The following is a 21,725-nucleotide window of genomic DNA, read 5'->3' on the forward strand; positions in this document are numbered from 1 at the left end:
ATGAAAGTAAGCAGCTATCAGATGTTCTGGTTGATCAGTATTTCATCCATTATTATGTTCTCCTACCTTCCCATCCGATTAGCTACGGAGGAATCACGCCAGGATAGTTGGATTTCCATACTACTGGGCACGATGATCATGATGATCGAAACCTGGATTATACTTCGTGTTTGCAAACAGCATAAAGGCAAATCGGTCGTACAATTCGTTAAAGATCTGTTTGGAACCGTGTTAGGTAAAATAATCGTTACCGTTTATTTCGCGCTGTGGTTCATGCAGATGTCTTCTGTCGTAGAAGGTACTGTTGAATTTCAAAACTTAGTCATGCTCCATAACACACCGATGATCGTCATCTTAATTTGTCTATTGTTTCTCATTGCATGTGTCATTTGCAAAGGCGGGCTTACCGCGATTAGCCGCTGTGCAGAGATCATTGGTCCGATCTTTGTCACTTTTTATTTCGCCATTCTGTTTCTGAATCCTCAGGATATGAATATTAAGCGTATTCTCCCCATCTATGCCGACTCCGGGTGGCATTCCATTCTGAATGGCGCACTGCTATCGTGCAATTACATGGTCGATCCATCCATTGTCCTGATGTTGTTCTTCTTCGCGGAAAACAAACGAACCGCATCACGGGCCATTCTCTGGGGCACAACGGTCTCCATGGTCTGGGGGTTGATAACTACACTTGTCGTTCTATCCGTAACAGGTCCTTTCCTAGCCGCTCAGCTCGTGGTCCCTGTTTATTCCCTCACAAAGTTCGTCTACATCCTCAATTTCGTGCAAAATATCGACGCTTTCTTTATCCCGCTTTGGTTATTTGGCGCCTTCATTAAGCTATCGATTGCGATGTTCATCCTTAGTTATGGATTATCGGAATGGACCGGTTTCAAGAATTGGAAGTTCATATCCTGTACGTTGTCCTGCATTCTACTGGGAAGTGTTATCTATAGCACGCACCACATTCAATTTGCGAATACAACCAGGAATGCATTTCTGATCCGTTACTTCTACCCCTCCGCCTTCCTGGGCATTCCACTGATATTCTGGATGATCGGCAGCATCAGACAGAGCCGTAGAACGTAAAACAGGACGCAGCGAAGTTCATCGATGCGTCCTGCTTCCTTGTTACTGCTATACGGCTAAATGCTGAAGTTTGTCGGGATTCCTCAGAACATATAAATTTCGGATGGCGTCCCCTTCAACATGGAGCATCACCACGGTATGGATTCCTTCATCCGAACGTAGAATAATCGCTGGCTGCCCGTTTAGCCCAGCCACCTCAACAATCGATCCTTCAAACGCTTTATGAAGCGGTTTACTGAGAAACTTAGCCACAATATCTCTCGACGCAACCGGTTTGACGACCGCAGAAACCTTGCCTCCTCCGTCTGAGACAAGCACAACATTCTGATCGAGCATGGATAGGATTTCATTGAGGTTCCCTTGTTTAAGCGCTGCTATGAACCCATGTGCCCATTTATCATTAGCTGCCTCAGGTTGAACGAGTTCTTCGGAGGAAATCCCCATCTTCGCCCTTGCGCGGCTAAGCACTTTGCGGCAATTCACTTCGCTCTTCTCCACGAGCTCCGCGATTTCGGGAAACTCAAACCCAAGTGCCTCGCGTAAGACGAACACGATACGTTCCGTAGGTGCTAACCGTTCAAGCATAACAATCATGGCGTAGGATAGTAGCTCATCCCGGGCAACCGATTCCATTCCATCATCATAAGAGCTGACTAACGGCTCCGGCAGCCATTCTCCAAAATATTGTTCTCGCTTCTTGCGAGCGGACTTCTGTAAATCCTTGCAGCGATTCGTCACCATTTTGCATAAATAAGCTTTGGGCTGCGTCAGCTTCTCCGGTGGAATTTCATATACCTTCATAAATACATCCTGCACCGCGTCCTCAGCATCAGAAACGGAGCCGGTCAGCTGATAGGCGAGTTTAAACAGCAATCCTTTGTACTGCTCATATAATTCCTGCATCCTAACACTTCCATTCATAATCCTTACCTTCCTAAAGCATAGAAAAAGGCCATTACATATAACGAGGTACCAAGGTAAATTGTGACAAGCGATTTGAACAAATTTTCAAAATGCTAATGCATTCATTTGGTACATAGCTTTTCCTTCATCCATGTTAATATGTATGTCCACTATCGATTCCGGCTTGTGTCACAGAAAATGATGCTGCTTCGTTATATGTTCGAAGAGCGGTTGAGACATACTAAACCGAACTTACAAAACGAGCAAAGCGAGGAATTAACGACTATGAGCCAACGTATAAATTACATGCAGCAATCACCGGAATTTTTTAAGCAATTGATGAATTTCAGCAATGCCGAGAAAACAAGCGCGATTGAAGAATCCATTCTCGATCTTGTTCATATCCGTGCATCCCAAATGAATGGCTGCGGCTTCTGCCTTGACATGCATGCTAAGCAAGCTAAGATCAACGGTGAAAGAGAGCTTCGTCTGTATCACCTGTCCATCTGGAGAGAATCCACGTTGTTCTCGCCGCGTGAACGCGCAGCGCTGGCATGGACTGAAGTGCTGACTAAGCTTCCTGAGCATGGCGTGTCGGACGAAGTGTACAATCGCGTTCGCGAGCAATTCTCGGAGAAAGAACTTTCTGACCTCTCCTACTCGGTTATGGCCATCAATGCATGGAATCGCATCAACATCGCATTTAAATATGAGCCTGGATCGGCAGATGTGGCATTCGGTTTGACTAAAGCCGGCTTGAACTGATTGAAGCGGTTGAAGTTCGAATAATCGGCTGAACCCACAAAGAAGCTCCCGAATGCCTGCATTCAGGAGCTTCCTTTTTTTGCTGCTAACAAACTCATTCCATGAGATGCAGACTAGTGATTGCCGCTCCCTCGCTCCAATTATCTTGAAAGCTAGTCTCTGATGCACGGGCATAATAAACTCGTTTGATACCGCTCCACCGGATAGCACTCATACACATCGGGCAAGGCTCGTCGCTGGCATACAATTCGCAATCTATCAGCTCGGTGACGTTCATTGCAAGACAGGCGGTACGGATGGCTTGTATTTCGGCGTGTGCGGTCGGATCGCATTTCCAATTCACTTCATTCGTTCCGGTGGCGATGATGCTGCCGTTCTTCACCAATACAGCTCCGTAACGGTCGCCATGGCCGGTCTGCCAATTCTCATCGGCTAATTTCACAGCTAACTTAAGTGTATCTTCAATGTACAAGATGTTCCGCCCTTTCCTCCGATCTCTGGATTAGAACCGCCTAGTCTCTACGAACATCTCGGCTTTCTTCACTCCATTCTTCCAAACGCCTAAGCGTGGAGGGCGATCGATGATGATATCCTCTACCCGTTCGGCCTGCACCATGACAAGATCGGCTTTAGCGCCAACAGCCAGCCCATATTGCGTTAAACCCAGTGCACGCGCAGCATGGCTTGTCGCCATCTGCATGATTTGCTCGAGTTCAAGCACCGTCCCAAACTGCGCGGTATTAGCTAATAACAAAGCTATATCTAGCGGATCGCCTGTTCCAAACGGTGTAAAAGCATTGCGCATATTGTTCGTCCCCATCGTCACGTTCACGCCTGCTTCGTGCAGCAGCTTGACCGGGGTCAACCCGCGGCGTGCGGCTTGAATATCTTGCCTGCCTCCGAGATAGAGGTCTGTCGCCGGCAGACACATGATTTGCAAATCCGCCTTAGCCAGCCGCTCAGCATATTCAAGCGCATTCTCGCGCATGACGGAGCCAAGCGATGTAACATGACCTGCGGCTACTCGCCCTTGATAACAACGATTAATGGTTTCTGTCGCAACCGTAAGCACGTTCAGTTCACTCGGATTATCAGAGAAATCGATATGTAAATCTATAGGTTTTCCATACTTCTCCGCAAGATCAAATACGAATGTGATATGATCACTCGCTGAGTAATCGTTATAAGGTATACCACCGACCACATCGGCCCCCATCCGCAGCGATTCCTCCATCAGCTCCGCGGTACCTGGCTGCTGCATGATCCCCTCTTGCGGAAAAACAACAAGCTGCATATCAATCGTATCTCGCCACTTCTCCTTTAGTGCGAGTGTAACCTCCATCGCCTGAAGTCCAATGATCGGGTCCACCTCAACCTGGCAGCGCATTGTTGTCACGCCGAATCTCGCACTGCGTTCGAGAACCCGCGTTGCCCGGTTATATATATCTTCGTACGTATAATTGCTTTTCAACGCTCGAGTTACAGCAATCGCCTCAGCCAGTCCGCCTGCAGCGACCTGCGACTTTTCGGTTAGAAATGCTTTATCGAGGTGAATATGCGTTTCAACCAAACCAGGCAGCAGGATGTTGCCTTCCCCTTCAATTATTTCGCGTGCATTAGGTAATTCAACGCCTGCAGGCTCGCAAAGGACAATCGACCCGCTCTTAACTCCGACATGATAACGACCCTTGCCGGTGGGAATCCCAATGTTATGAAATAATAAATCTAACATAGACACCTGCCTTCTCTCCGCTAACGACGACTATCCTCTCAGAAACAATGCTCCTAATGCCAATGAACCTAAGATGCCCCAGACCGGATTCCAATGTAAATACTGCACCATAATAAAGAACATGCATGCAATCATAAACGGTAGAAAGCTTAAGCCAAGCGCGCTTGTGCCGGGCTGGAAAGCATATTTCGCAAAGTCATAAGCAAGAAGCGCCATCATCGTGAAGATAACTGGCTGAACGCCTTTGATCATGCCTTTGATGACCGGAACATGCTCCAGCTTCACCAATATGCCGGAGAGCACGACCATCAGTAATGCGGTGGGCAGCACTACCGCACTCAAAGCGACAATTGCGCCGCCCCATCCGGCAACTTTAAAACCTATATACGCGGCAAGCTTAGTTGCAATCGGCCCCGGCAACGCGTTCCCGAATGCCAACGCGCTGCCGAACTCCGACGTATCCATCCAACCGTTGCGGTTGACCACTTGATCTTGATAGAGCGGGATGATCGAAGGTCCTCCGCCATAACCCAGCATCGTCGCTGAGCCGAAAGCAATGAATAATTTCCATAATAGGCTCATCTGCACAATTCCTTCCCTCTACGAGCTGATCGCCATACCGTCTCCACGCGGATCGACAGCACCGCTTCGAAGTCCGTTCGCATCGATGACGATGCCCTGCGCCTGCCCCATAATCCGATCCCAACTGCCAAATAATTGTACTTGATGCCCCCATGCCGCCAATTCGCAAGCCGCTTCTTCCGACTCCGGATCACGATTTTCCATTCGAAGTACGTCACTGTCTGTTCCCCATGTTCGGCCGTATACCCATCTCGGCAGCTCGATCGCCTCGGCAATGGTAAGGCCATAATCGATTAAGCCCGTAATGAGAGACAGCTGCGTCTGGGGCTGACCTTCCCCGCCTTGCGTACCGAGCAATGCGTAGAGCGCACCATCTTTGCAGATCATCGCAGGCATTAAGGTATGGAAGCTTCTTTTCATCGGTTCCAACGTATTCACATGGCCCGGATCAAGCGAGAAGTACGAACCTCTGTTTTGCAAAATAATCCCTGTATCTCCCGCCATATAACAAGAGCCGAAATCGAAATAGAGGCTTTGAATAAACGAAACTCCATTTCCTTCACCATCGACGATTGCAGCGTAAGCAGTGTCCTGCCCTAATACAGGCGACAGGTGTGGTTTGACATGAATAGGCGAACCTTCAACTCTATACACGTGCTCGAATAATTCCTTCGCATAAGCTTTGGACAGCAGCTTCTCCATCGGGATATCCGCTGTGAATCTCGGATCGGTTACATACCGATCTCTCTCCATGAAAGCAAGCTTGATCGATTCCACCGCCAAATGGTAGAAGTCCGCTGAATGTCGAGGGATCTGATTTAGATTCACATTTTCCAGCATGTTCAACATCATGAGCGTGGAAAAACCTTGCGAGTTAGGCGGCATCTCATAGATATCGTAGCCTCGATAATTAATCGACAAGGGTTTCACCCATTCCCCATGATGACTGCGAAAATCCGCTTCTCGAAGCAATCCGCCATCCCGCTCCATTGACTCGGTGATCGCCTTCATTATTGAACCTTCATAGAAGGCAGCTCTGCCTTCCAACTGAAGTACTTTTAAACTTACCGCTAATGCTGGCTGAACAAGACGATCTCCAAGTCCCAGCAGCTTCCCATCTTTCAGGAACACCGCTGACATAGGCTCACTTGCTCGAATGAGCTGCTCGTCTGTTACCATCCAGTGATGCAAATCTCTTGATATCGGGAAACCATCCTCCGCGTACTTAATCGCAGGCTCGAGTAATTCCGCCCATTGCAGCCGTCCATAACGCGACCATACTTCCCACCATGTATCGACCATACCCGGAACCGTAATTGCGCTCTCGACTCCCCGACTGGGAATCGAATTCAAGCCCTTATTCAAATAATAATCTCTGCTGGCCAGTCCACCTGATCTGCCGCTGCCGTTAAATCCCATAATAGTCTCATTATGATGAATCATGAAGAAGGCATCGCCGCCAATTCCGGTCATATGGGGATAAACAACGCCAAGAGCGGCGCTGACCGCAACCGATGCATCCATGGCATTGCCGCCGAGACATAAAATTTGATTTCCCACCTGTGAGGCCAAGTAATACGGTGCTGCAACCATATTCTTGTAGGACATCGGCATGATGTTTTTCACCGCGTTACCTCCTTTGTTTGGCATAAAGGGACCCCCATGGGGATCCCCGAACTACACCATCCTTCTATTTCTCCGGAAGAAAATCATTCGTATAAAGCTCGCTCGTTGAGATATCTTTCTTGATCATGCCGGCTTCCTTCATCTCGTCCACAAGCGTCTTCCAACGCTCCTCCGACATATAGCCTAATCCGTGCGAAGCCGCGTCTCCGCCGAATACAAAGTCTTTCGTAATTTCTTGTGAGCTCTTCAGATGATCGAGGGAATAGTCCTTGTTCGTTTCATTAATCAGTTTATTCACTTCATCGCCATGCGCGTAATAATAATCCCAACCTTCTATGGTTGCTTTTAAGTATTTTTTGACAGTATCGGGATGATTCTTAATCATGTCTTCCGTTGTGATGACGACATTTCCGTATGGGTTGTAGCCCAGATCCGCATTCAAGAACCAATCCACATCAATGCCTTCTCCTTTGAGCACGTAGGGTTCGTTGGTTGCAAAACCTTGCGTGACCGAATCCTTATCCGCGGAGAAGCCCGCCAGTGAACCCGTGTAATTCTGCACTTGCACGTTATCCAATTTATATTTGTAGCTAAGGTACTGCCAGAAAGGGAATCCGGTCGCCGTGTATACCTTACGTCCGTTCAAATCTTCAATCTTCGTAATGCCGGAGTCTTTGTGAAAAATGAGGTTTTGCGGATTGGTTTGGAGATTGGCAAAGATCGTCACGATCGGGATGCCTTCATTGCGGGCAAGCACGACCTCATCCGCATTAGCCATGGCGAATTGCACTTTGCCGGAAGCAAGCAGCTGCACGTTGGACACTTGAGGTCCGCCTTGTTGTAACGTAACGTCTAGTCCGGCATCCTCGTAAATCTTGCCGGCTACCGCGCCATAGTGTCCACCCATTTCGGGTTGAGCGAACCAGCTCATCGTTTGCGTAATTTTGACTGGCTCGTCAGAAGATCCCGAATTGGATCCGCAACCTGCCAATACCGCAGCCAGAATCGTTGTACATGCAGCCAATTTCGTTTTCTCCATCATCTTCATCCTCAATCTCCCCATCCATCATCTATAATTGGTGAAGCGTTGAAACCATCTGTATCGGTCAGTTCTCCGTTTGAGAAGCTGATTCATGCCAATGTCTGAGGACGTAGTGGGATAAAATGGAGATGCCAGCGAAGAAGATCATGCCAAGCAAGGAGGCGGTTATCGCGCAAGCAAACAAGTAAGGGGTCTGCATTTGCACCGCTGCCGAAGTAATGGCAATCCCAAGCCCTCCTTTTGCTCCACCAATACCGGCTACAAATTCACCAATAATGGCGCCGATGACGGCGAGACCGCATGAGATCTTCATCCCGCCTAATATGTAGGGCATCGCATAAGGAATACGCAGCTTCCACATCATTTTCCAGCCGGTTCCGTTATACATGCGCATGAGGTTCACTAGGTTGTGGTCCGTCGCATTTAAGCCCAGATTGCTGTTCGAGATAATCGGAAATACCGCTACGATAAAGGAAATGATGATAATCGAATTCATCCCGGTACCAAACCAGATGACGATTAGCGGCGCAACAGCTACAACGGGTATCGTCTGGAGGACGATGGCGTAGGGAGACAAGCTTCGCTGTACCCATTTGGATGCCGTCATTAGCAGCGCGGTTAGATTCCCGATCACGATGCTGAGCAGGAAACCGAAGAATGCCGATAATGAAGTATTGAAAGCGGAGCGAAGCAGGTCACCGCCCCTCTCCGATGCTGCTTTCGCAATTGCCGCCGGCGAAGGAAGAATGTATCTTGGAAGATCAAATATGACGGTAATGACCTGCCATATCACCAGAACGGCCAGCATGAGAATGATCGGCGGTGCAGCGATTGGAATGATACGCTTCGCATTACTTGGCTTGTGAGCGGCAGATTGATCCTTCACAGGTTTGGCCGGTGCTGCGCTTACTTCGATGTTCAAAATATCATTCATCTCTAGCCCCCCTTTAAAGCTTTCGATACTTGATCCACCAACTGTCCGAAGGTTGCAGAAGCTTGAAACTCGTCGTCCCTCGGGTAAGGAGCAGAGATATCAATCGTGCTGCTAATTTGACCCGGATAAGACTTCATAATGACGACCTTGCTGGAAAGGTAGACTGCCTCAAATACGTTATGGGTTACGAATACAACTGTAAGCTTCGATTGGCGCCAAATCTCAAGCAGTTCCTGGTGCAGATGATGCCGAGTCATCTCGTCCAGTGCGCCGAAGGGTTCATCCATGAATAGGATTTTGGGATTCGAGACGAGTGAGCGAGCAATGGACACTCGCATCTTCATGCCGCCTGACAGTGCTTTGGGATATGAATTTCGGAAGCTCTCTAATCTCACGAGTCGCAATACGCGGTCTACCTCTTCGCGCCGCTCCTTCTTCCCTACTCCACGAAGCTCTAACGGTAATTCAACATTTTCGACTACTGTGCGCCACGGCATTAGGTTAGCTTCTTGAAACACGAAGCCGAGTTGACCGCTCGTTTTCATCAATTGCTGTGAAGGCTGACCAAGGACGGACACATCGCCTTCGGTTGCTTCGCCCAGTCCGGCCATAATCCGCAGCAGTGTTGATTTGCCGCAACCCGACGGACCTACCAGAGAAACAAACTCACCTTCTCCGATATCCAAGTCGACTTCCCGCAGCGCCAGCGTACCTGTTCCATATCGCTTCGAGACATTGCTAATTTGTATAGCCTTCTCTGCAATCATCGCCATTCCCCTCTCGTTTCTCGTCATCTCAGCTTCTTATTGCCATGCTCGGTCGATTTGCTTACCGGCGACAGCCTTACCCTGGACAGCAACGATTTCCCTTTGAGGCGCTGCAGCGATCGCATGCTCCGCATTCAGCGCCTGAACTAACATGAAATTGGCTTGATCTCCGATATGAACTTTCAGCGGAACCGAAGTCAGATAAGGATATACAGCTCGAAGCCGTTCATCGTCATTCCACATGTATTTCTCAGCAAGCCTTCTGCCTCGTGCTAACAAATCCGGGCTTCCGAAAGGGGTCCATGCATCCAGTCCCGTATGGTCTGTGCCCAGCTTGACGTTAACGCCGAGCGCTGTAAGCTGATCCACTCTTGGCATCGTGGAATCGATAGGCACACTCGTGATGATCATGACATTCTGCTCCGCGAGGCGATACGCGATTTCTTCTGAAGCTCGCTCATCGATTTCTCCTAAGCAATAGGCGTGGCTGACGGCTACTTTTCCTTGCTTACTTGTTTGTTGTGTGTAGTCAATAATGCGTTCAATGGTATAAAGGCCGAGATGACCTGGATCATGCAAATGAATGTCAACACCTGCTCCATATTCCACACTCATCTCAAACACGGCATCCAAGCAAGCTTCAATCTGACGGTCAACGCCTGCTGGATCGACACAACCGACTATGGTCGCTCCTTCACGGAGGGCTTGCTTCAGAAGCGGAACTGACGAGGAGCGGAGCAGACCTTGCTGCGGGAAAGCAGCGATTTCAATATCTACCAAACCTCTGTACAGCTCTTGTACTTGAACAATCGTTTCCAACTGACGTAAACCGATTTCGGGATCGATATCGACATGAACTCTGGCGCGAGTCGTACCGCATGCCAGCATGTGATCCAGCGTTTGTTTAGCACGAACTAATAAGTCTGCTCTGTGAGGTGTTAGCAGCTCCTTCTCCAGTTGAAACTGATCGAGTATGGTGGCAGTTCTTCTTCGCGATAACCATCGGTCTACAGGAAACTGCTTATCCAAATGTACGTGATAATCCTCCAGCGTCGGAAGCAAGAGCAAGTTCTCGGCATTCCAACTCTTATCGAAATGTGGAATCAAGTCTTGCTTCGGTATGATGTCAGTTATTCTTCCTTGATCGATGTAAATGTGGTGTATCCCCTCATTCACCATTACATTACGCAGCCATTGCCCCACTGTTATCCCCTCCTGCCAGTATGGATCTCTTGGTATAAGACAACATAAAAAGCCCGAAAAATATCTGCTAAGATATCTCCCGGGCTTTTATCCCTCCGTGTGCACGGCAACTTTGCCATGTGACAACTCTCGGACCGAACCAATGAAGTAATTATCGACATTGTGGAACCCTAGATGTCATTCATATTCAATTGTTTGGAGGTGATTTCTCGTTTATGTTATGTTTATTAACATGCATATAACATATCAAACAAATTTCGCTTGTGCAACAACAATATTTTCATTACGACATGAAAATATCAATTGAAAATTCCATTGGTTAGTATATGATGAATTTATACTTACGTTTCGTTAAATAAATTGGGTTATTATCGCTATTTGTATATCGAATTCAGGAGGACGAGCATGGAAAATTACGAAAAGAATGAATGGGCAGAATACCCTTTAGATGAGATTGATCGCAAAATCATTCAGTTTCTTCATGACAATGCGAGGATATCTTACACCGATATCGGCAAGGAGATTGGTTTATCGCGGGTAGCCGTGCAATCGAGGATAAGTGCTTTGCTGGAGAACGGAGTCATCGAACGTTTCACTGCCGTTATCAATCCCGCTAAGATCGGTATTCACGTGTCTGCCTTCTTTAATGTGGATGTTGAACCTTCCCACCTGCAGGAGATATCAGAAAAGCTCGCAACCGTTGACGAGGTCACGAGCTTATATCACATGACAGGACCGAGCAAGCTGCATATGCATGCGATCTTCCCGAACATTCAATTCATGGAATCATTTCTGGTGGAGAAGCTGTACGCCATGAAAGGTGTCGTAAGCGTAGATTGTCAATTGCTCATGAAGCGCTATAAAAGCCGATTTGGGATGAAATTATAAAGAACCCTTCGGCCCATAGTTGGCGTCAAAATGGTTGATCCGTAGATCGGCCATTTTCGCTCAATTTGGGGCTGTTGGGTTCGTAAGACTTCATTTTATGCTTTTAAGAAATCGTCGCAAGATCAGCAGCGACCCATCCCTTGCTTTCCGCATCCGTAATCCGTTCCATATAATCAGCAGCCTTCGCCAACGCTTCATCCTTATCGGTCGCATTGCCGAGCACCGAGTAAGCCCGCGCAGCTGCTTCATAACCATAGGCCATATAGAAAGCGTCCAGCTCCGCATCAGCGCTGACTTTCAAGCATTTGTCAGCGTAATCCAGCGCCTGACTCCCCTGTCCGATAACCGCGTAAACGCGAGCCAACTGCCAGTAACCGACAGAGAGATTCGCTGGCGTATGCTCCTCAACCTGAGTCCAATGCCAGAACGAGCTATGGCACAGATGCACCATCTCTTCGTTCTCCCGCTCCGTTCGCTCTTCTTTACTAAGCAGATCCCAAACTTTGTTGAAGCATGATGATGCCAATTGTTTATGTGTAGTCAGAACGTCCCTCTCCCTGCAGATGTAAGATAATAGTAACAATTCCAATCATAAATAAAGCTGCAGGAAGGAGCAACCTTATCCTGCAGCCTATCGATGCTTGTAAGAGCAGCTTAGCGATATTCCGGCGGCGTCCGTCTTGCGACATTCGTCAGAATGGCCGCTTCGATGACCGCTTTGCGAACCTGGATCACGACCTGCTCGTTGAAAATACTCGGAATTATGTAGTGCTCATTGAGCTCGCTGCTTGAGACGACCGATGCGATCGCCCTTGCTGCCGCCAGCTTCATCGGTTCATTGATTCTTCTTGCCCGGCAATCGAGTGCTCCGCGGAACAAGCCCGGGAATACGAGTACATTATTGATTTGGTTCGGATAATCACTTCGTCCCGTTGCAAATACCGCCACATGCGGAAGCGCCTCTTCCGGCGTGATCTCCGGCTCCGGATTAGCCATCGCGAACACAATGCTTCCCGGAGCCATTCGTTTCACGTCTTCCTCACCAAGCACGCGCGCACGCGATACCCCGATGAATACATCGGCACCTGCGATGACTTCCTTTAACGTGCCGCTAGTGGTTTCAACCTGCGGCTGCTCCGAGAGCCATTGCCACATCGGGTGATGTTCATATGATCCGCCCCGAATAATGGCACCGTCACGGTCAACCGGGACGAGCCGCTTCACGCCGGCTTGCAGCAGCATTTTGCAGATCGAAACGCCTGCCGCGCCAATGCCGTTCACGACAACCCGAATATTCTCGATTCGTTTGCCTACGACCTTAAGCGCATTCAGCAATCCTGCAATGACGACAACGGCTGTACCGTGCTGATCATCGTGGAAGACCGGAATATCCAGCTCATCGGCTAGCCTGCTTTCGATTTCGAAGCAGCGCGGAGAACTGATGTCCTCTAGATTAATGCCCCCGAAGATGGGGCTCATCACTTTAATGGTCCGAATGAGCTCCTCCGTATCCTTCGTATCCAGACAGATCGGGAACGCATCCACGCCTGCGAGCTGCTTGAACAGCATCGCCTTCCCTTCCATTACCGGTGCCGCGGCATGTGGCCCGATATCTCCAAGACCTAGAACCGCAGTACCGTCCGTGACGACCGCAACCGTATTACGTTTGATTGTAAGCGAATAGGCTTTATGCGGATTCTCGGCGATTGCCGTACAGACGCGCGCCACTCCTGGTGTATATACCTTCGATAGATCATCGCGATTCTTGATGGGCAGCGTCGGTTGAATGGTGATTTTCCCGCCCAAGTGAACTAAGAACGTACGGTCCGACACGTTGATTACGGAGATGCCGTCCAGTCCGCGCAGCGCATCCACCATAACCGATTCATTCTTATCCGAGAGATCGACCGTTATATCGCGTGTTGACGTGTCATGACCGGGGCGGATAACGTCAATCGACGTAATATCTCCGCCCGCCTTGCTGATTGTTGCGGCTACATCGCCGAAGGTCACTTTCTTGTGATCCAGCTCCAACCTGAAAATAATGCTAGTTTGTGCCATCTTAGACCCAACCTCTCCATCTTACGGCTTCAGCTACTCGTTTCAATCCTACCATATAGGCGGACAGCCTCATATCTGTCTTCTTCTCTTGGGAAGTACGGTACACGTTGTTGAACGCATCCACAAGAATTTTCTTCAGACGATCATTAACTTCTTCCTCTGTCCAATAGTATCCCTGATTATTTTGTACCCATTCGAAATACGATACAACCACGCCGCCCGCGCTTGCCAACACGTCAGGAACAATCATAATGCCGCGTTCAGTCAAAATCTGTGTAGCCATATGTGTCGTTGGCCCGTTGGCCGCCTCTACAAGCAGTTTGGCTTTAATAAGATGCGCATTGTCCTCCGTAATTTGATTCTCGATTGCCGCCGGAATTAGGATATCGCAATCTTGAATCAATAATTCCTGATTCGTAATGCGATTCGGGAACAGATTGGTCACGCAGCCGAAGGAATCGCGGCGGTCCATCAGATGGTCGATATCAAGTCCCTCCGGATTGTAGAGAGCACCGGCCGCGTCGGAAATACCGACGATCGTTGCCCCGGCATCGTGAAGAAATTTCGCCAAATAGCTGCCGGCATTACCGAAACCTTGGATGATGACGCGGGCCTTCTTGATCTCGATTCCAAGCACTTTAGCTGCTTCATACATGACGATGCTCACGCCAAGCGCCGTCGAAGACTCGCGGCCGATCGAACCGCCAAGCACAAGCGGTTTCCCGGTAATAAATCCCGGAGAATCAAATTCACGGATGCGGCTGTACTCGTCCATCATCCATGCCATAATTTGCGAATTCGTAAATACATCCGGTGCCGGAATATCCTTCGTGGGCCCTACAATCTGACTGATTGCTCTTACATAACCCCGACTAAGCCGTTCCAACTCGCCAAAAGACATCGTACGCGGATCACACTGAATGCCGCCCTTGCCGCCGCCATACGGCAAATTCGTAATGCCGCACTTGATGCTCATCCACATCGACAGCGCTTTCACTTCCTCCTGCGTAACATCCGGGTGGAAACGAACACCGCCCTTAGTCGGACCAACCGCATCATTATGCTGCGCCCGGTAGCCCGTAAACACCTTCACCTTGCCATCATCCATCTTCACCGGGATACGAACGGTTAGCTGACGCAGCGGCTCCTTCAGCAGTTCGTAGAAAGCGCTCTCATATCCAAGCTTAGTTAAAGCCGTTTCAATGACTTGCTGCGTTCTTGCAAGTACGTCGACGTTTTCTTTTTCTTTGACCTCATTCATTTGTATAGGGCCCCCTCAGGTGGATGTGAAGATCGATGAAATGATGGCTTGGCTTTAGCGCGAAAAGAGAACGGCCCTCCAAGCCATTCGCATGCATAGAGGGCCGCAACATTCATTAGATTTTGCGGGAAGTCAGTTTAGCTTGTGTGAAGAGCAGCAGATAATCGTAGCCGCCTGCTTTGGAATCCGTACCGGACATATTGAAACCGCCGAATGGATGTACGCCTACAAGTGCGCCTGTGCACTTGCGGTTGATATAGAGGTTACCGGCGTGAACGGTTTCCAGCGCTTCTGCAATGCGATCTTCGTCCGTGGAGAAATACGAACCCGTCAAACCAAACTCGGTATCGTTGTACATCGCGATCGCTTCCTGCCAGTCTTTCGCTTTCGCAAGCGCAAGCACCGGTCCGAAGATCTCTTCTTGCATGATCCGCGCTTTGCCGCCTACATCGCCGAACACAGTCGGTTGGATGTAGTAGCCGTTGCCTTCAGCTTTAGCCCCGCCAACAAGCAGCGTGCCTTCTTGTTTACCCACTTCGATATAGTCAAGAATGCGGTCATAAGATGTTTGATCGATAACCGGACCTGCTGCAAAATCATGCTCCTGCAGACCCCACTTCAGCTTCTTCGTCAATTCAACAACTCGTTCAGCCACTTGATCATAAACCGATTCCACGATAACCGCACGCGAGCCGGCCGAGCATTTCTGTCCTTGGAAACCAAATGCAGACGCAACGATTGCTGCTGCCGCTGCTTCCAGATCTGCCGTTTCGTCGACGACGATACCGTCTTTTCCGCCCATTTCGGCAATGACGCGTTTGATCCAGATTTGACCCGGAACGGTATCAGCTGCCAGCTTGTTGATCCGAAGACCGACTTCTTTGGAACCTGTGAAGCTGATAAAACGAGTCTTCGGATGCGTCGTCAAGTAGTCGCCCACTTCAGCGCCGCTGCCCGGAATGAAGTTGATAACGCCCGCCGGCAATCCTACTTCTTCCATGAGAGCAAAGAATTTATGCGCGATAACCGGTGTTGTGGATGCCGGTTTCAACAGCACGGTGTTACCCGAAACAACAGCGGCTGTCGTCATCCCTACGCAGATCGCAAGAGGGAAGTTCCATGGGGGAATAACAACGCCAACGCCTAGCGGAATATACGTAATCTTGTTATCTTCACCCGGAATCTTCGTAAGCGGCTGTGTTTCGTTCGTGTTGCTCAAGCGAATCATTTCGCGACCGTAGAACTCCAGGAAATCAATGGCTTCCGCAGTATCCACGTCAGCTTCTACATAGTTTTTGCCGGACTCCAGAATCATCGTCGCGGAGAACTCATGTTTACGCTCACGCATCAGATGCGCTGCTTTGAATAAGTACTCGGCGCGTTCGCGGGCAGGTACTTTCTTCCATGTTTCGAATGTAGTCAATGCGGCTTGCATCGCTTGCTCAGCAAGCTTCTGATCCGCTTTGCTCACATAACCGATTACTTCGTCTATATTACCGGGGTTAATTGACGTGATTTTCGCTTCCGTCTCGATCTTCTCGCCGCCGATCGTAAGCGGATAATGACGACCTAATTCAGATTTCACCTTGGCAATTGCCGCTTGCATGGCTTGCTTATTCTCTTCAAGTGCAAAGTTCGTAAACGGCTCGTTCGCATATGGTTTCACTTCAGTAAATGTCTTCATCATGTCAGGCTCCTCTCCCGGTTACGGGTCTAATGTAGTCGTAAGGCTATTATTTACTTAAACATGTTCTTGAGCACGAACCAAACATTGGCCGGACGTTCAGCCAGGCGGCGCATGAAATAACCGAACCAATCGACGCCATAAGGCACATACACACGAACACGGTAGCCTTCTTGCACGAGCTGCTTCTGCAGATCCTCGCAGATCCCATACAGCATTTGGAACTCGAAGCGCTCCTTCGAGATGCCTTCCACTTGAACGAATGCTTTCGTAAAATCAATAATGGCCGGATCATGGCTGGCAACTGCGGTGTAGTTGCCGTTCTTCATATGCTGCTGGATAATCCGTTTCAGATTATCATCCACATCTTTCTTCTCCGGGAACGCCACATCCGGCGATTCCTTGTATGCACCCTTCACGAGACGCAAATTCGCGCTAAGCGCATTCAGGTTCTGAATATCTTGCTCCGTCCGGTACAAATACGCTTGAATGACAATGCCGACATTGTCGAATTCCTTGCGAAGCTCCTCATAAATATCGAGCGATACTTGGCAATGCGCGTAATCTTCCATGTCAATACGGACAAAATTATTATGCATCCGAGCACGAGTCAAAATCCGTCTCATGTTGCTCATGCAAAGCTCGCGGCTGATATCCAGACCTAGCGAGGTCATCTTCAGCGACAGATTGGAAGTAACGCCGGAGCTTGCTATCGCATCAAGTGTCTGAATACACATATCAGCGGACTCACGTGCCTCTTCTTCGCTAAACACAAATTCACCCAAATGATCCAGCGTCGCAATACGACCATCATCATTGAGTTTACGTACGGCATCGATCGACTGCTTAATCGTCTCACCTGCAACGAAACGGGCCGCGCCAAAGCGAAGACCATATTTCTTAGCTAAACGGTTGGCAGATCGGCTCTTGCCCAATGCTTGAAACATATTTCGAAGCATCATTTCCATGCGATCAAGTCCCCCCAGTCGAGTTGTACAAAGTTGTTCATTTCACTACAGAGAATTATACACTCGAATTGATGTTTTGAACAGTATTCGTTCAATAAAAGTGTTCATCCAATGTTTTGAACAATTGTACAACCTTCTCTACGGGCAATTCGGTTGAATATATTCGACAAAGTATGGTAAATTTGAGTCATCTTACGCCATAGCGAGGGCTGTTATGTTCAAAATTGAACAACTACCATTGAACAATCAAATGATGTTTCTGCCTGGCGCAGCGACAGTGGAACAACTGCTGCAACCTTTAAGAGAAAACAAAGCCGTCATCCTTGCTATTAAGGAAGACTTGAAACAAGCTGTCCTGGTCATTCCTGAAGACCTGGCTCTCTTGGAGAGCGGACTTCTGAGCCATCATGCTTCAGCACCGGAGCTGTTCGGCGAGAACCCGTGGTTCCGTTCTGCCCTCTGCGATGTAACGAATGACAACTTTAACTTATTCCCCTTAACGACGAATCGTCCGGTTCTTCTTCGCGAAACAAGCGGTACCATTCTGGGCTACATCCATCTGCCCGATCTAATCCGTCATCTCCACTCCGAGCAGCAGCGCTGGGAAGCTTATTTCACTACGCTCTCGGAGACGGTTACGGAAGCCGTTACGGTCGTCGATCGCAGCGGGGAGGTCATCTGCTGGAACCCGGTCGCCGAAGAAATCTATAACTTACCCAAAGCCGACATTCTCGGAAGGCGCATCGGCGAACATTTCGAAACCGAGACCCTGATGGTATTGAAAATACTCGACGAAGGCAGAATGATCCGCAACACCTATCATCGGCCGCGCGAAGATACGCATGTTCTCATTAATGCCGCACCTATTCGCGACTCTCAAGGCGTAATTATTGGCGGCATTGCAGCCGAGCAGGAAATTACGCAGCTCGTTAGACTTAATGAACAATTGAGCTCCGCGCATACCTTCTCGCATCTGCAGAAATCAGCGGATACGGAACTGTATTCCCTCATGAAAGGCAAAGGACCGGCCATCGGAAAAGTCATGCAGTGGGCGAATAAGGTCGCAGCTACTGACACCCCGGTCCTGCTGATCGGCGAAAGCGGCGTAGGCAAGGAACAGCTTGCTCAAATTATTCATAATTCCGGGCCGCGTGCCGATCACGCGTTTCTGTCTGTGAATTGCGGTATCGTCCCGATGGGCCTGCTCGAAACCGAGCTCTTCGGTTTCCAAGGCGGTGCTTTCAGCGGTGCGGAAGCCGGGGAAGCCGGCAAACTGGAGCAAGCTAAGGACGGAACCTTGTTCATTAATGAAATCGACCGTCTATCCCTGGAGCTGCAAGCAAAGCTGTACCATTACATTTCGCAGCAAACGATTACCCGCACCGGAGGCAGCAAACCGATTGCCCTGCGAACGCGAATTATTGCGGCAACGACGACTGACCTGGCGGCCAAAGTAGCGGAGCAGCTATTCCGGTCCGATTTGTATTATGCGCTGAATGTCGTCTCCCTCTCCATCCCGCCGCTGCGGGAGCGGCCGGAAGATATTCCGGCGATGCTGCAGATGTACCTGAAGCAGTTCTCGCTGCATTATCAGAAGCCGCTGCCTGTGCTGTCGCCGGAAGTAATGCTCGCATTTGCCAATTATGACTGGCCGGGCAACATCCTTGAGCTGCGCAATGTCATTGAACGCTGCATCATTCTAAGCGATGAAGACACCCTTACATTAGAGCATTTGCCACCAGCGCTTCAGGCAAGACAGCCAAGCTTGGCTCTTACCCGCAAGGAAGCCGACTCCGTTACTGCCGATGGCGAGAAACGATTAAAGGCAAGCAGCACCAACGAAGAGGAGCAGCTGCTCATTCACGATGCGCTGGCCAAGACCGCCGGCAATAAGAGCGCCGCGGCTAAGCTGCTCGGTGTATCCCGCGGGACGCTGTACAACAAGATGAAGGAATTCGGGCTGGAATAAGGAGAAAAGCCGTTGCGAGCGATCCCGGGGATCGTTGTCGTAACGGCTTTTCTTCGCTTAAATGATTCGTTTACCAAGTAAAGAAGCAATAAGTCCAATAGCAAGACGAGCTGTGCGGCGGCTTTCATCCATCATACCGTTTACTTCAACGACGTCAATGGAGATGATGCGATTCGATTCTGCAAGCAGCTCACAGGCAAAATGAGCTTCACGATACGTCAGTCCACCCGGAACTTGCATGCCGACTCCAGGTGCTTCCATCGGATCGAGGCAGTCTGCGGAGAAGCTTACATGGATGCCGTCTGTGCCTTGTCCCGCAATTTCTACTGCCTTGGCTATCACTTTCTCAATGCCCATCCGGTCAATCTCATGCATCGTGAACACTGTGATCCCTTCGGACAGAATGAGCGCTCGCTCTTCCGGTTCAACATCGCGCACTCCGATGAGGACTACATTTTGTTTCTTAATCGCATTCGCGGATACCCCGCTCGTAATGTCGGCAAGCGTAAGCTTGGCTTTGCCAAGCGCGACGGCAAGCGACATCCCGCCCATCTTGCCTGTCGGCGTGTTCTCTTCCGTGTTGAGTCCTGCATGCGCATCGAAGTAGATGACACCAACGCTAGCGATTTCCTTCGCAAGACCTGCCAATACGCCAATCGTTACGCTGTGATCTCCGCCAAGCACGAGTGGAATGCTGCCTTTGCTCACTTCCTGAGCGACGATGTCAGCCACTTGCCTGCTCATTTCCTTCACTTCAGGCAAATGCTTGAGGCTAGAGTCCTTGGCTGACGCCGCTGTCGGCTTCTGCGGACACTTCACTTTATGTTCGCCTGCGATCTCGTAGGCTGTCTTGCGGAGCTGACGCAATAATCCGACCTGCATCATGGTTTCCGGTCCTTCTTCTGTGCCCGGTCTTCCCGCTCCGAGTCCGAAAGGCACCGCGATCAGACTCAACTTCTTCTTGTTCTCTGCTTGGTTCCGTTCTGCCATCGTGGCCACCATCCTACTCGTCGTTTACGTGCTTATTGCCGGCTTCGGCCGGATTAGAAAAGCTGCTTGATGCGCGTGATCGCCCAATCCAGCTGATCTTTCGTAATCGTAAGCGGAGGCGCGAAGCGAATGGTCGTCTCATGCGTTTCTTTGCACAAGAGACCCAGCTCCTTCAGCTTCTCGCAATAAGGCCGAGCTTCGCCGTGCAGCTCCAGACCGATAAACAGACCGCGTCCGCGTACTTCTTTAATAACCGGATTTGCAATCTGACGAAGCTGCTCCAGGAAATAAGCACCAAGCTCATTCGAGCGTTTCACCAGTTCTTCATCCTGAAGCACGTCCAGCGCAGCAATTGCTACCGCGCAGCCTAGCGGGTTGCCTCCGAAGGTCGAGCCGTGAGAACCTGGGCTGAATACGCCGAGAATCTCTTCGTTTGCCGCAACCGCCGAGATAGGGAATACGCCGCCGCCAAGCGCTTTACCCATAATGTACATATCAGGGACCACCGATTCCCAGTCGCATGCGAACAACTCGCCGGTACGGCCGAATCCCGTCTGGATTTCGTCCGCCACGAAGAGCACGTTATTCTCCTTGCATAGCTCAGCAGCTGCCTTTAGGAAACCTTCTGAAGGGATGATGATACCGGCCTCACCTTGAATCGGCTCAACGAGAAACGCTGCCGTGTTCGGCGTAATGGCTGCTCGCAGCGCATCTAGATCGCCGTAAGGAATGATTTTGAAGCCCGGTGTAAACGGTCCGAACCCTTCCTTATACTCCTCCGAGGAAGAGAACGACGTGACCGTAATCGTCCGTCCGTGAAAATTGCCTTCGCACACGATAATTTCCGCTTGATCTGCCGGCACTTGTTTCACGCTGTATGCCCAGCGACGAACCGCTTTGAGCGCTGTCTCAACGGCTTCTGCGCCAGTGTTCATCGGCAGAATCATGCTTTTGCCGGTTAGCGCAGTCAGTTTCTCGTAGAACTCGCCAAGCTGGTCATTATGGAACGCGCGCGAAGTAAGCGTCACTTTGTCCGCTTGCTCCTTGAGTGCCGCAATGATGCGGGGATGGCGGTGTCCATGATTCAGTGCCGAATACGCGCTTAGCATATCCATAAACTTATTGCCTTCCGGATCTTCCACCCATACGCCCTCTGCCTTCGAAATGACGATCGGCAGCGGATGATAGTTCGGGGCGCCGAAGCGCTCCGTTTGTTCGATAATGCGTTTAGTCACGGTACCCATACTGGCACTCTCCCTTA

At 49.8% G+C, this 21,725-nt stretch carries 20 protein-coding genes and 1 riboswitch; of the genes, 4 read left to right on the forward strand and 16 right to left on the reverse strand.

Annotated elements, in window-relative coordinates:
* Positions 1-1,089, forward strand: coding sequence for a GerAB/ArcD/ProY family transporter (locus BLW29_RS22200; RefSeq protein ID WP_090983673.1), 1,089 nt, complete (start codon positions 1-3; stop codon positions 1,087-1,089).
* Between the two features lie 48 nt (positions 1,090-1,137).
* On the opposite strand, the gene sigJ is transcribed toward BLW29_RS22200, so the two are convergent.
* Complete coding sequence (gene sigJ, locus BLW29_RS22205; protein ID WP_090983675.1) at positions 1,138-1,992, reverse strand: RNA polymerase sigma factor SigJ; 855 nt, start codon at positions 1,990-1,992, stop codon at positions 1,138-1,140.
* A 285-nt stretch (positions 1,993-2,277) separates the two neighbouring features.
* Here sigJ and BLW29_RS22210 point away from each other — a divergent pair, with 285 nt between their 5' ends.
* Positions 2,278-2,757, forward strand: coding sequence for a carboxymuconolactone decarboxylase family protein (locus tag BLW29_RS22210; RefSeq protein ID WP_090983835.1), 480 nt, complete (start codon positions 2,278-2,280; stop codon positions 2,755-2,757).
* Between the two features lie 94 nt (positions 2,758-2,851).
* Here the strand turns inward: BLW29_RS22210 and BLW29_RS22215 are convergent, their stop codons facing one another.
* The 8 genes from BLW29_RS22215 to BLW29_RS22250 form a co-directional block, all read right to left on the reverse strand.
* Positions 2,852-3,229 (reverse strand): nucleoside deaminase, encoded by a 378-nt coding sequence (locus BLW29_RS22215; RefSeq protein WP_177186766.1) that lies wholly within the window; start codon positions 3,227-3,229, stop codon positions 2,852-2,854.
* Positions 3,230-3,259: 30 nt separating this feature from the next.
* Positions 3,260-4,489, reverse strand: coding sequence for an amidohydrolase family protein (locus BLW29_RS22220; RefSeq protein WP_090983679.1), 1,230 nt, complete (start codon positions 4,487-4,489; stop codon positions 3,260-3,262).
* 30 nt (positions 4,490-4,519) lie between these two features.
* Positions 4,520-5,071 carry a chromate transporter gene (locus BLW29_RS22225; RefSeq protein WP_090983681.1) on the reverse strand — a complete coding sequence of 184 codons (552 nt, stop codon included), beginning with the start codon at positions 5,069-5,071 and terminating at the stop codon, positions 4,520-4,522.
* Between the two features lie 18 nt (positions 5,072-5,089).
* On the reverse strand, positions 5,090-6,685 hold the full coding sequence (gene ggt, locus BLW29_RS22230) for a gamma-glutamyltransferase (protein ID WP_256208810.1): 1,596 nt from the start codon (positions 6,683-6,685) through the stop codon (positions 5,090-5,092).
* Positions 6,686-6,761: 76 nt separating this feature from the next.
* The gene (locus BLW29_RS22235; protein WP_177186768.1) at positions 6,762-7,745 is read right to left on the reverse strand and encodes an ABC transporter substrate-binding protein; all 984 of its coding nucleotides are present in this window, start codon (positions 7,743-7,745) and stop codon (positions 6,762-6,764) included.
* A gap of 58 nt (positions 7,746-7,803) precedes the next feature.
* On the reverse strand, positions 7,804-8,673 hold the full coding sequence (locus BLW29_RS22240; protein ID WP_090983688.1) for an ABC transporter permease: 870 nt from the start codon (positions 8,671-8,673) through the stop codon (positions 7,804-7,806).
* Between the two features lie 2 nt (positions 8,674-8,675).
* A complete protein-coding gene (locus BLW29_RS22245; RefSeq protein WP_371264771.1) occupies positions 8,676-9,440 on the reverse strand; it encodes an ABC transporter ATP-binding protein in 765 nt (254 codons plus the stop codon).
* A 36-nt stretch (positions 9,441-9,476) separates the two neighbouring features.
* Complete coding sequence (locus BLW29_RS22250; RefSeq protein ID WP_090983692.1) at positions 9,477-10,643, reverse strand: amidohydrolase family protein; 1,167 nt, start codon at positions 10,641-10,643, stop codon at positions 9,477-9,479.
* A gap of 74 nt (positions 10,644-10,717) precedes the next feature.
* Positions 10,718-10,828, reverse strand: a riboswitch (guanidine-I (ykkC/yxkD leader).
* Between the two features lie 220 nt (positions 10,829-11,048).
* Here BLW29_RS22250 and BLW29_RS22255 point away from each other — a divergent pair.
* Entirely contained in the window at positions 11,049-11,531 is a 483-nt protein-coding gene (locus BLW29_RS22255; RefSeq protein ID WP_090983694.1) for a chromate efflux transcriptional regulator ChrS, read from the forward strand.
* Positions 11,532-11,634: 103 nt separating this feature from the next.
* Here the strand turns inward: BLW29_RS22255 and BLW29_RS22260 are convergent, their stop codons facing one another.
* The 5 genes from BLW29_RS22260 to BLW29_RS22280 form a co-directional block, all read right to left on the reverse strand.
* Positions 11,635-11,982, reverse strand: coding sequence for a hypothetical protein (locus BLW29_RS22260; RefSeq protein ID WP_256208793.1), 348 nt, complete (start codon positions 11,980-11,982; stop codon positions 11,635-11,637).
* A gap of 203 nt (positions 11,983-12,185) precedes the next feature.
* The gene (locus BLW29_RS22265) at positions 12,186-13,592 is read right to left on the reverse strand and encodes an NAD-dependent malic enzyme (RefSeq protein WP_090983696.1); all 1,407 of its coding nucleotides are present in this window, start codon (positions 13,590-13,592) and stop codon (positions 12,186-12,188) included.
* A gap of 1 nt (position 13,593) precedes the next feature.
* Complete coding sequence (locus BLW29_RS22270) at positions 13,594-14,853, reverse strand: Glu/Leu/Phe/Val family dehydrogenase (RefSeq protein WP_090983698.1); 1,260 nt, start codon at positions 14,851-14,853, stop codon at positions 13,594-13,596.
* A gap of 115 nt (positions 14,854-14,968) precedes the next feature.
* Positions 14,969-16,537 carry an L-glutamate gamma-semialdehyde dehydrogenase gene (gene pruA, locus BLW29_RS22275; RefSeq protein WP_090983839.1) on the reverse strand — a complete coding sequence of 523 codons (1,569 nt, stop codon included), beginning with the start codon at positions 16,535-16,537 and terminating at the stop codon, positions 14,969-14,971.
* A 53-nt stretch (positions 16,538-16,590) separates the two neighbouring features.
* Positions 16,591-17,505, reverse strand: a complete 915-nt coding sequence (locus BLW29_RS22280; RefSeq protein ID WP_090983700.1) for a proline dehydrogenase family protein — start codon at positions 17,503-17,505, stop codon at positions 16,591-16,593.
* A 214-nt stretch (positions 17,506-17,719) separates the two neighbouring features.
* Between BLW29_RS22280 and BLW29_RS22285 the strand changes: the two genes are divergently transcribed.
* Positions 17,720-19,474, forward strand: a complete 1,755-nt coding sequence (locus BLW29_RS22285; protein ID WP_090983702.1) for a sigma-54 interaction domain-containing protein — start codon at positions 17,720-17,722, stop codon at positions 19,472-19,474.
* Between the two features lie 57 nt (positions 19,475-19,531).
* On the opposite strand, the gene rocF is transcribed toward BLW29_RS22285, so the two are convergent.
* Positions 19,532-20,464 (reverse strand): arginase, encoded by a 933-nt coding sequence (gene rocF, locus BLW29_RS22290; protein WP_256208796.1) that lies wholly within the window; start codon positions 20,462-20,464, stop codon positions 19,532-19,534.
* A 53-nt stretch (positions 20,465-20,517) separates the two neighbouring features.
* Positions 20,518-21,708 carry an ornithine--oxo-acid transaminase gene (locus tag BLW29_RS22295; protein ID WP_090983706.1) on the reverse strand — a complete coding sequence of 397 codons (1,191 nt, stop codon included), beginning with the start codon at positions 21,706-21,708 and terminating at the stop codon, positions 20,518-20,520.
* Positions 21,709-21,725: the final 17 nt, after the last annotated feature.

It is taken from the genome of Paenibacillus sp. CF384 (assembly GCF_900106745.1).
In the GTDB taxonomy this organism is placed as follows: Bacteria; Bacillota; Bacilli; order Paenibacillales; family Paenibacillaceae; genus Paenibacillus_Z.

Bases quoted from the DNA above. Each gene is read 5' to 3' on its own strand.
- BLW29_RS22245 (WP_371264771.1), bottom strand. From the start codon at position 9,440: ATGATTGCAGAGAAGGCTATACAAATTAGCAATGTCTCGAAGCGATAT.
- BLW29_RS22265 (WP_090983696.1), bottom strand. From the start codon at position 13,592: ATGGCACAAACTAGCATTATTTTCAGGTTGGAGCTGGATCACAAGAAA.
- BLW29_RS22220 (WP_090983679.1), bottom strand. From the start codon at position 4,489: ATGTTAGATTTATTATTTCATAACATTGGGATTCCCACCGGCAAGGGT.
- BLW29_RS22225 (WP_090983681.1), bottom strand. From the start codon at position 5,071: ATGAGCCTATTATGGAAATTATTCATTGCTTTCGGCTCAGCGACGATG.
- BLW29_RS22295 (WP_090983706.1), bottom strand. From the start codon at position 21,708: ATGGGTACCGTGACTAAACGCATTATCGAACAAACGGAGCGCTTCGGC.
- pruA (WP_090983839.1), bottom strand. From the start codon at position 16,537: ATGAAGACATTTACTGAAGTGAAACCATATGCGAACGAGCCGTTTACG.
- rocF (WP_256208796.1), bottom strand. From the start codon at position 20,464: ATGGCAGAACGGAACCAAGCAGAGAACAAGAAGAAGTTGAGTCTGATC.
- BLW29_RS22235 (WP_177186768.1), bottom strand. From the start codon at position 7,745: ATGAAGATGATGGAGAAAACGAAATTGGCTGCATGTACAACGATTCTG.
- BLW29_RS22200 (WP_090983673.1), top strand. From the start codon at position 1: ATGAAAGTAAGCAGCTATCAGATGTTCTGGTTGATCAGTATTTCATCC.
- BLW29_RS22255 (WP_090983694.1), top strand. From the start codon at position 11,049: ATGGAAAATTACGAAAAGAATGAATGGGCAGAATACCCTTTAGATGAG.
- BLW29_RS22285 (WP_090983702.1), top strand. From the start codon at position 17,720: ATGTTCAAAATTGAACAACTACCATTGAACAATCAAATGATGTTTCTG.
- BLW29_RS22280 (WP_090983700.1), bottom strand. From the start codon at position 17,505: ATGGAAATGATGCTTCGAAATATGTTTCAAGCATTGGGCAAGAGCCGA.
- BLW29_RS22240 (WP_090983688.1), bottom strand. From the start codon at position 8,673: ATGAATGATATTTTGAACATCGAAGTAAGCGCAGCACCGGCCAAACCT.
- BLW29_RS22260 (WP_256208793.1), bottom strand. From the start codon at position 11,982: ATGGTGCATCTGTGCCATAGCTCGTTCTGGCATTGGACTCAGGTTGAG.
- BLW29_RS22270 (WP_090983698.1), bottom strand. From the start codon at position 14,853: ATGAATGAGGTCAAAGAAAAAGAAAACGTCGACGTACTTGCAAGAACG.
- sigJ (WP_090983675.1), bottom strand. From the start codon at position 1,992: ATGCAGGAATTATATGAGCAGTACAAAGGATTGCTGTTTAAACTCGCC.
- ggt (WP_256208810.1), bottom strand. From the start codon at position 6,685: ATGCCGATGTCCTACAAGAATATGGTTGCAGCACCGTATTACTTGGCC.
- BLW29_RS22210 (WP_090983835.1), top strand. From the start codon at position 2,278: ATGAGCCAACGTATAAATTACATGCAGCAATCACCGGAATTTTTTAAG.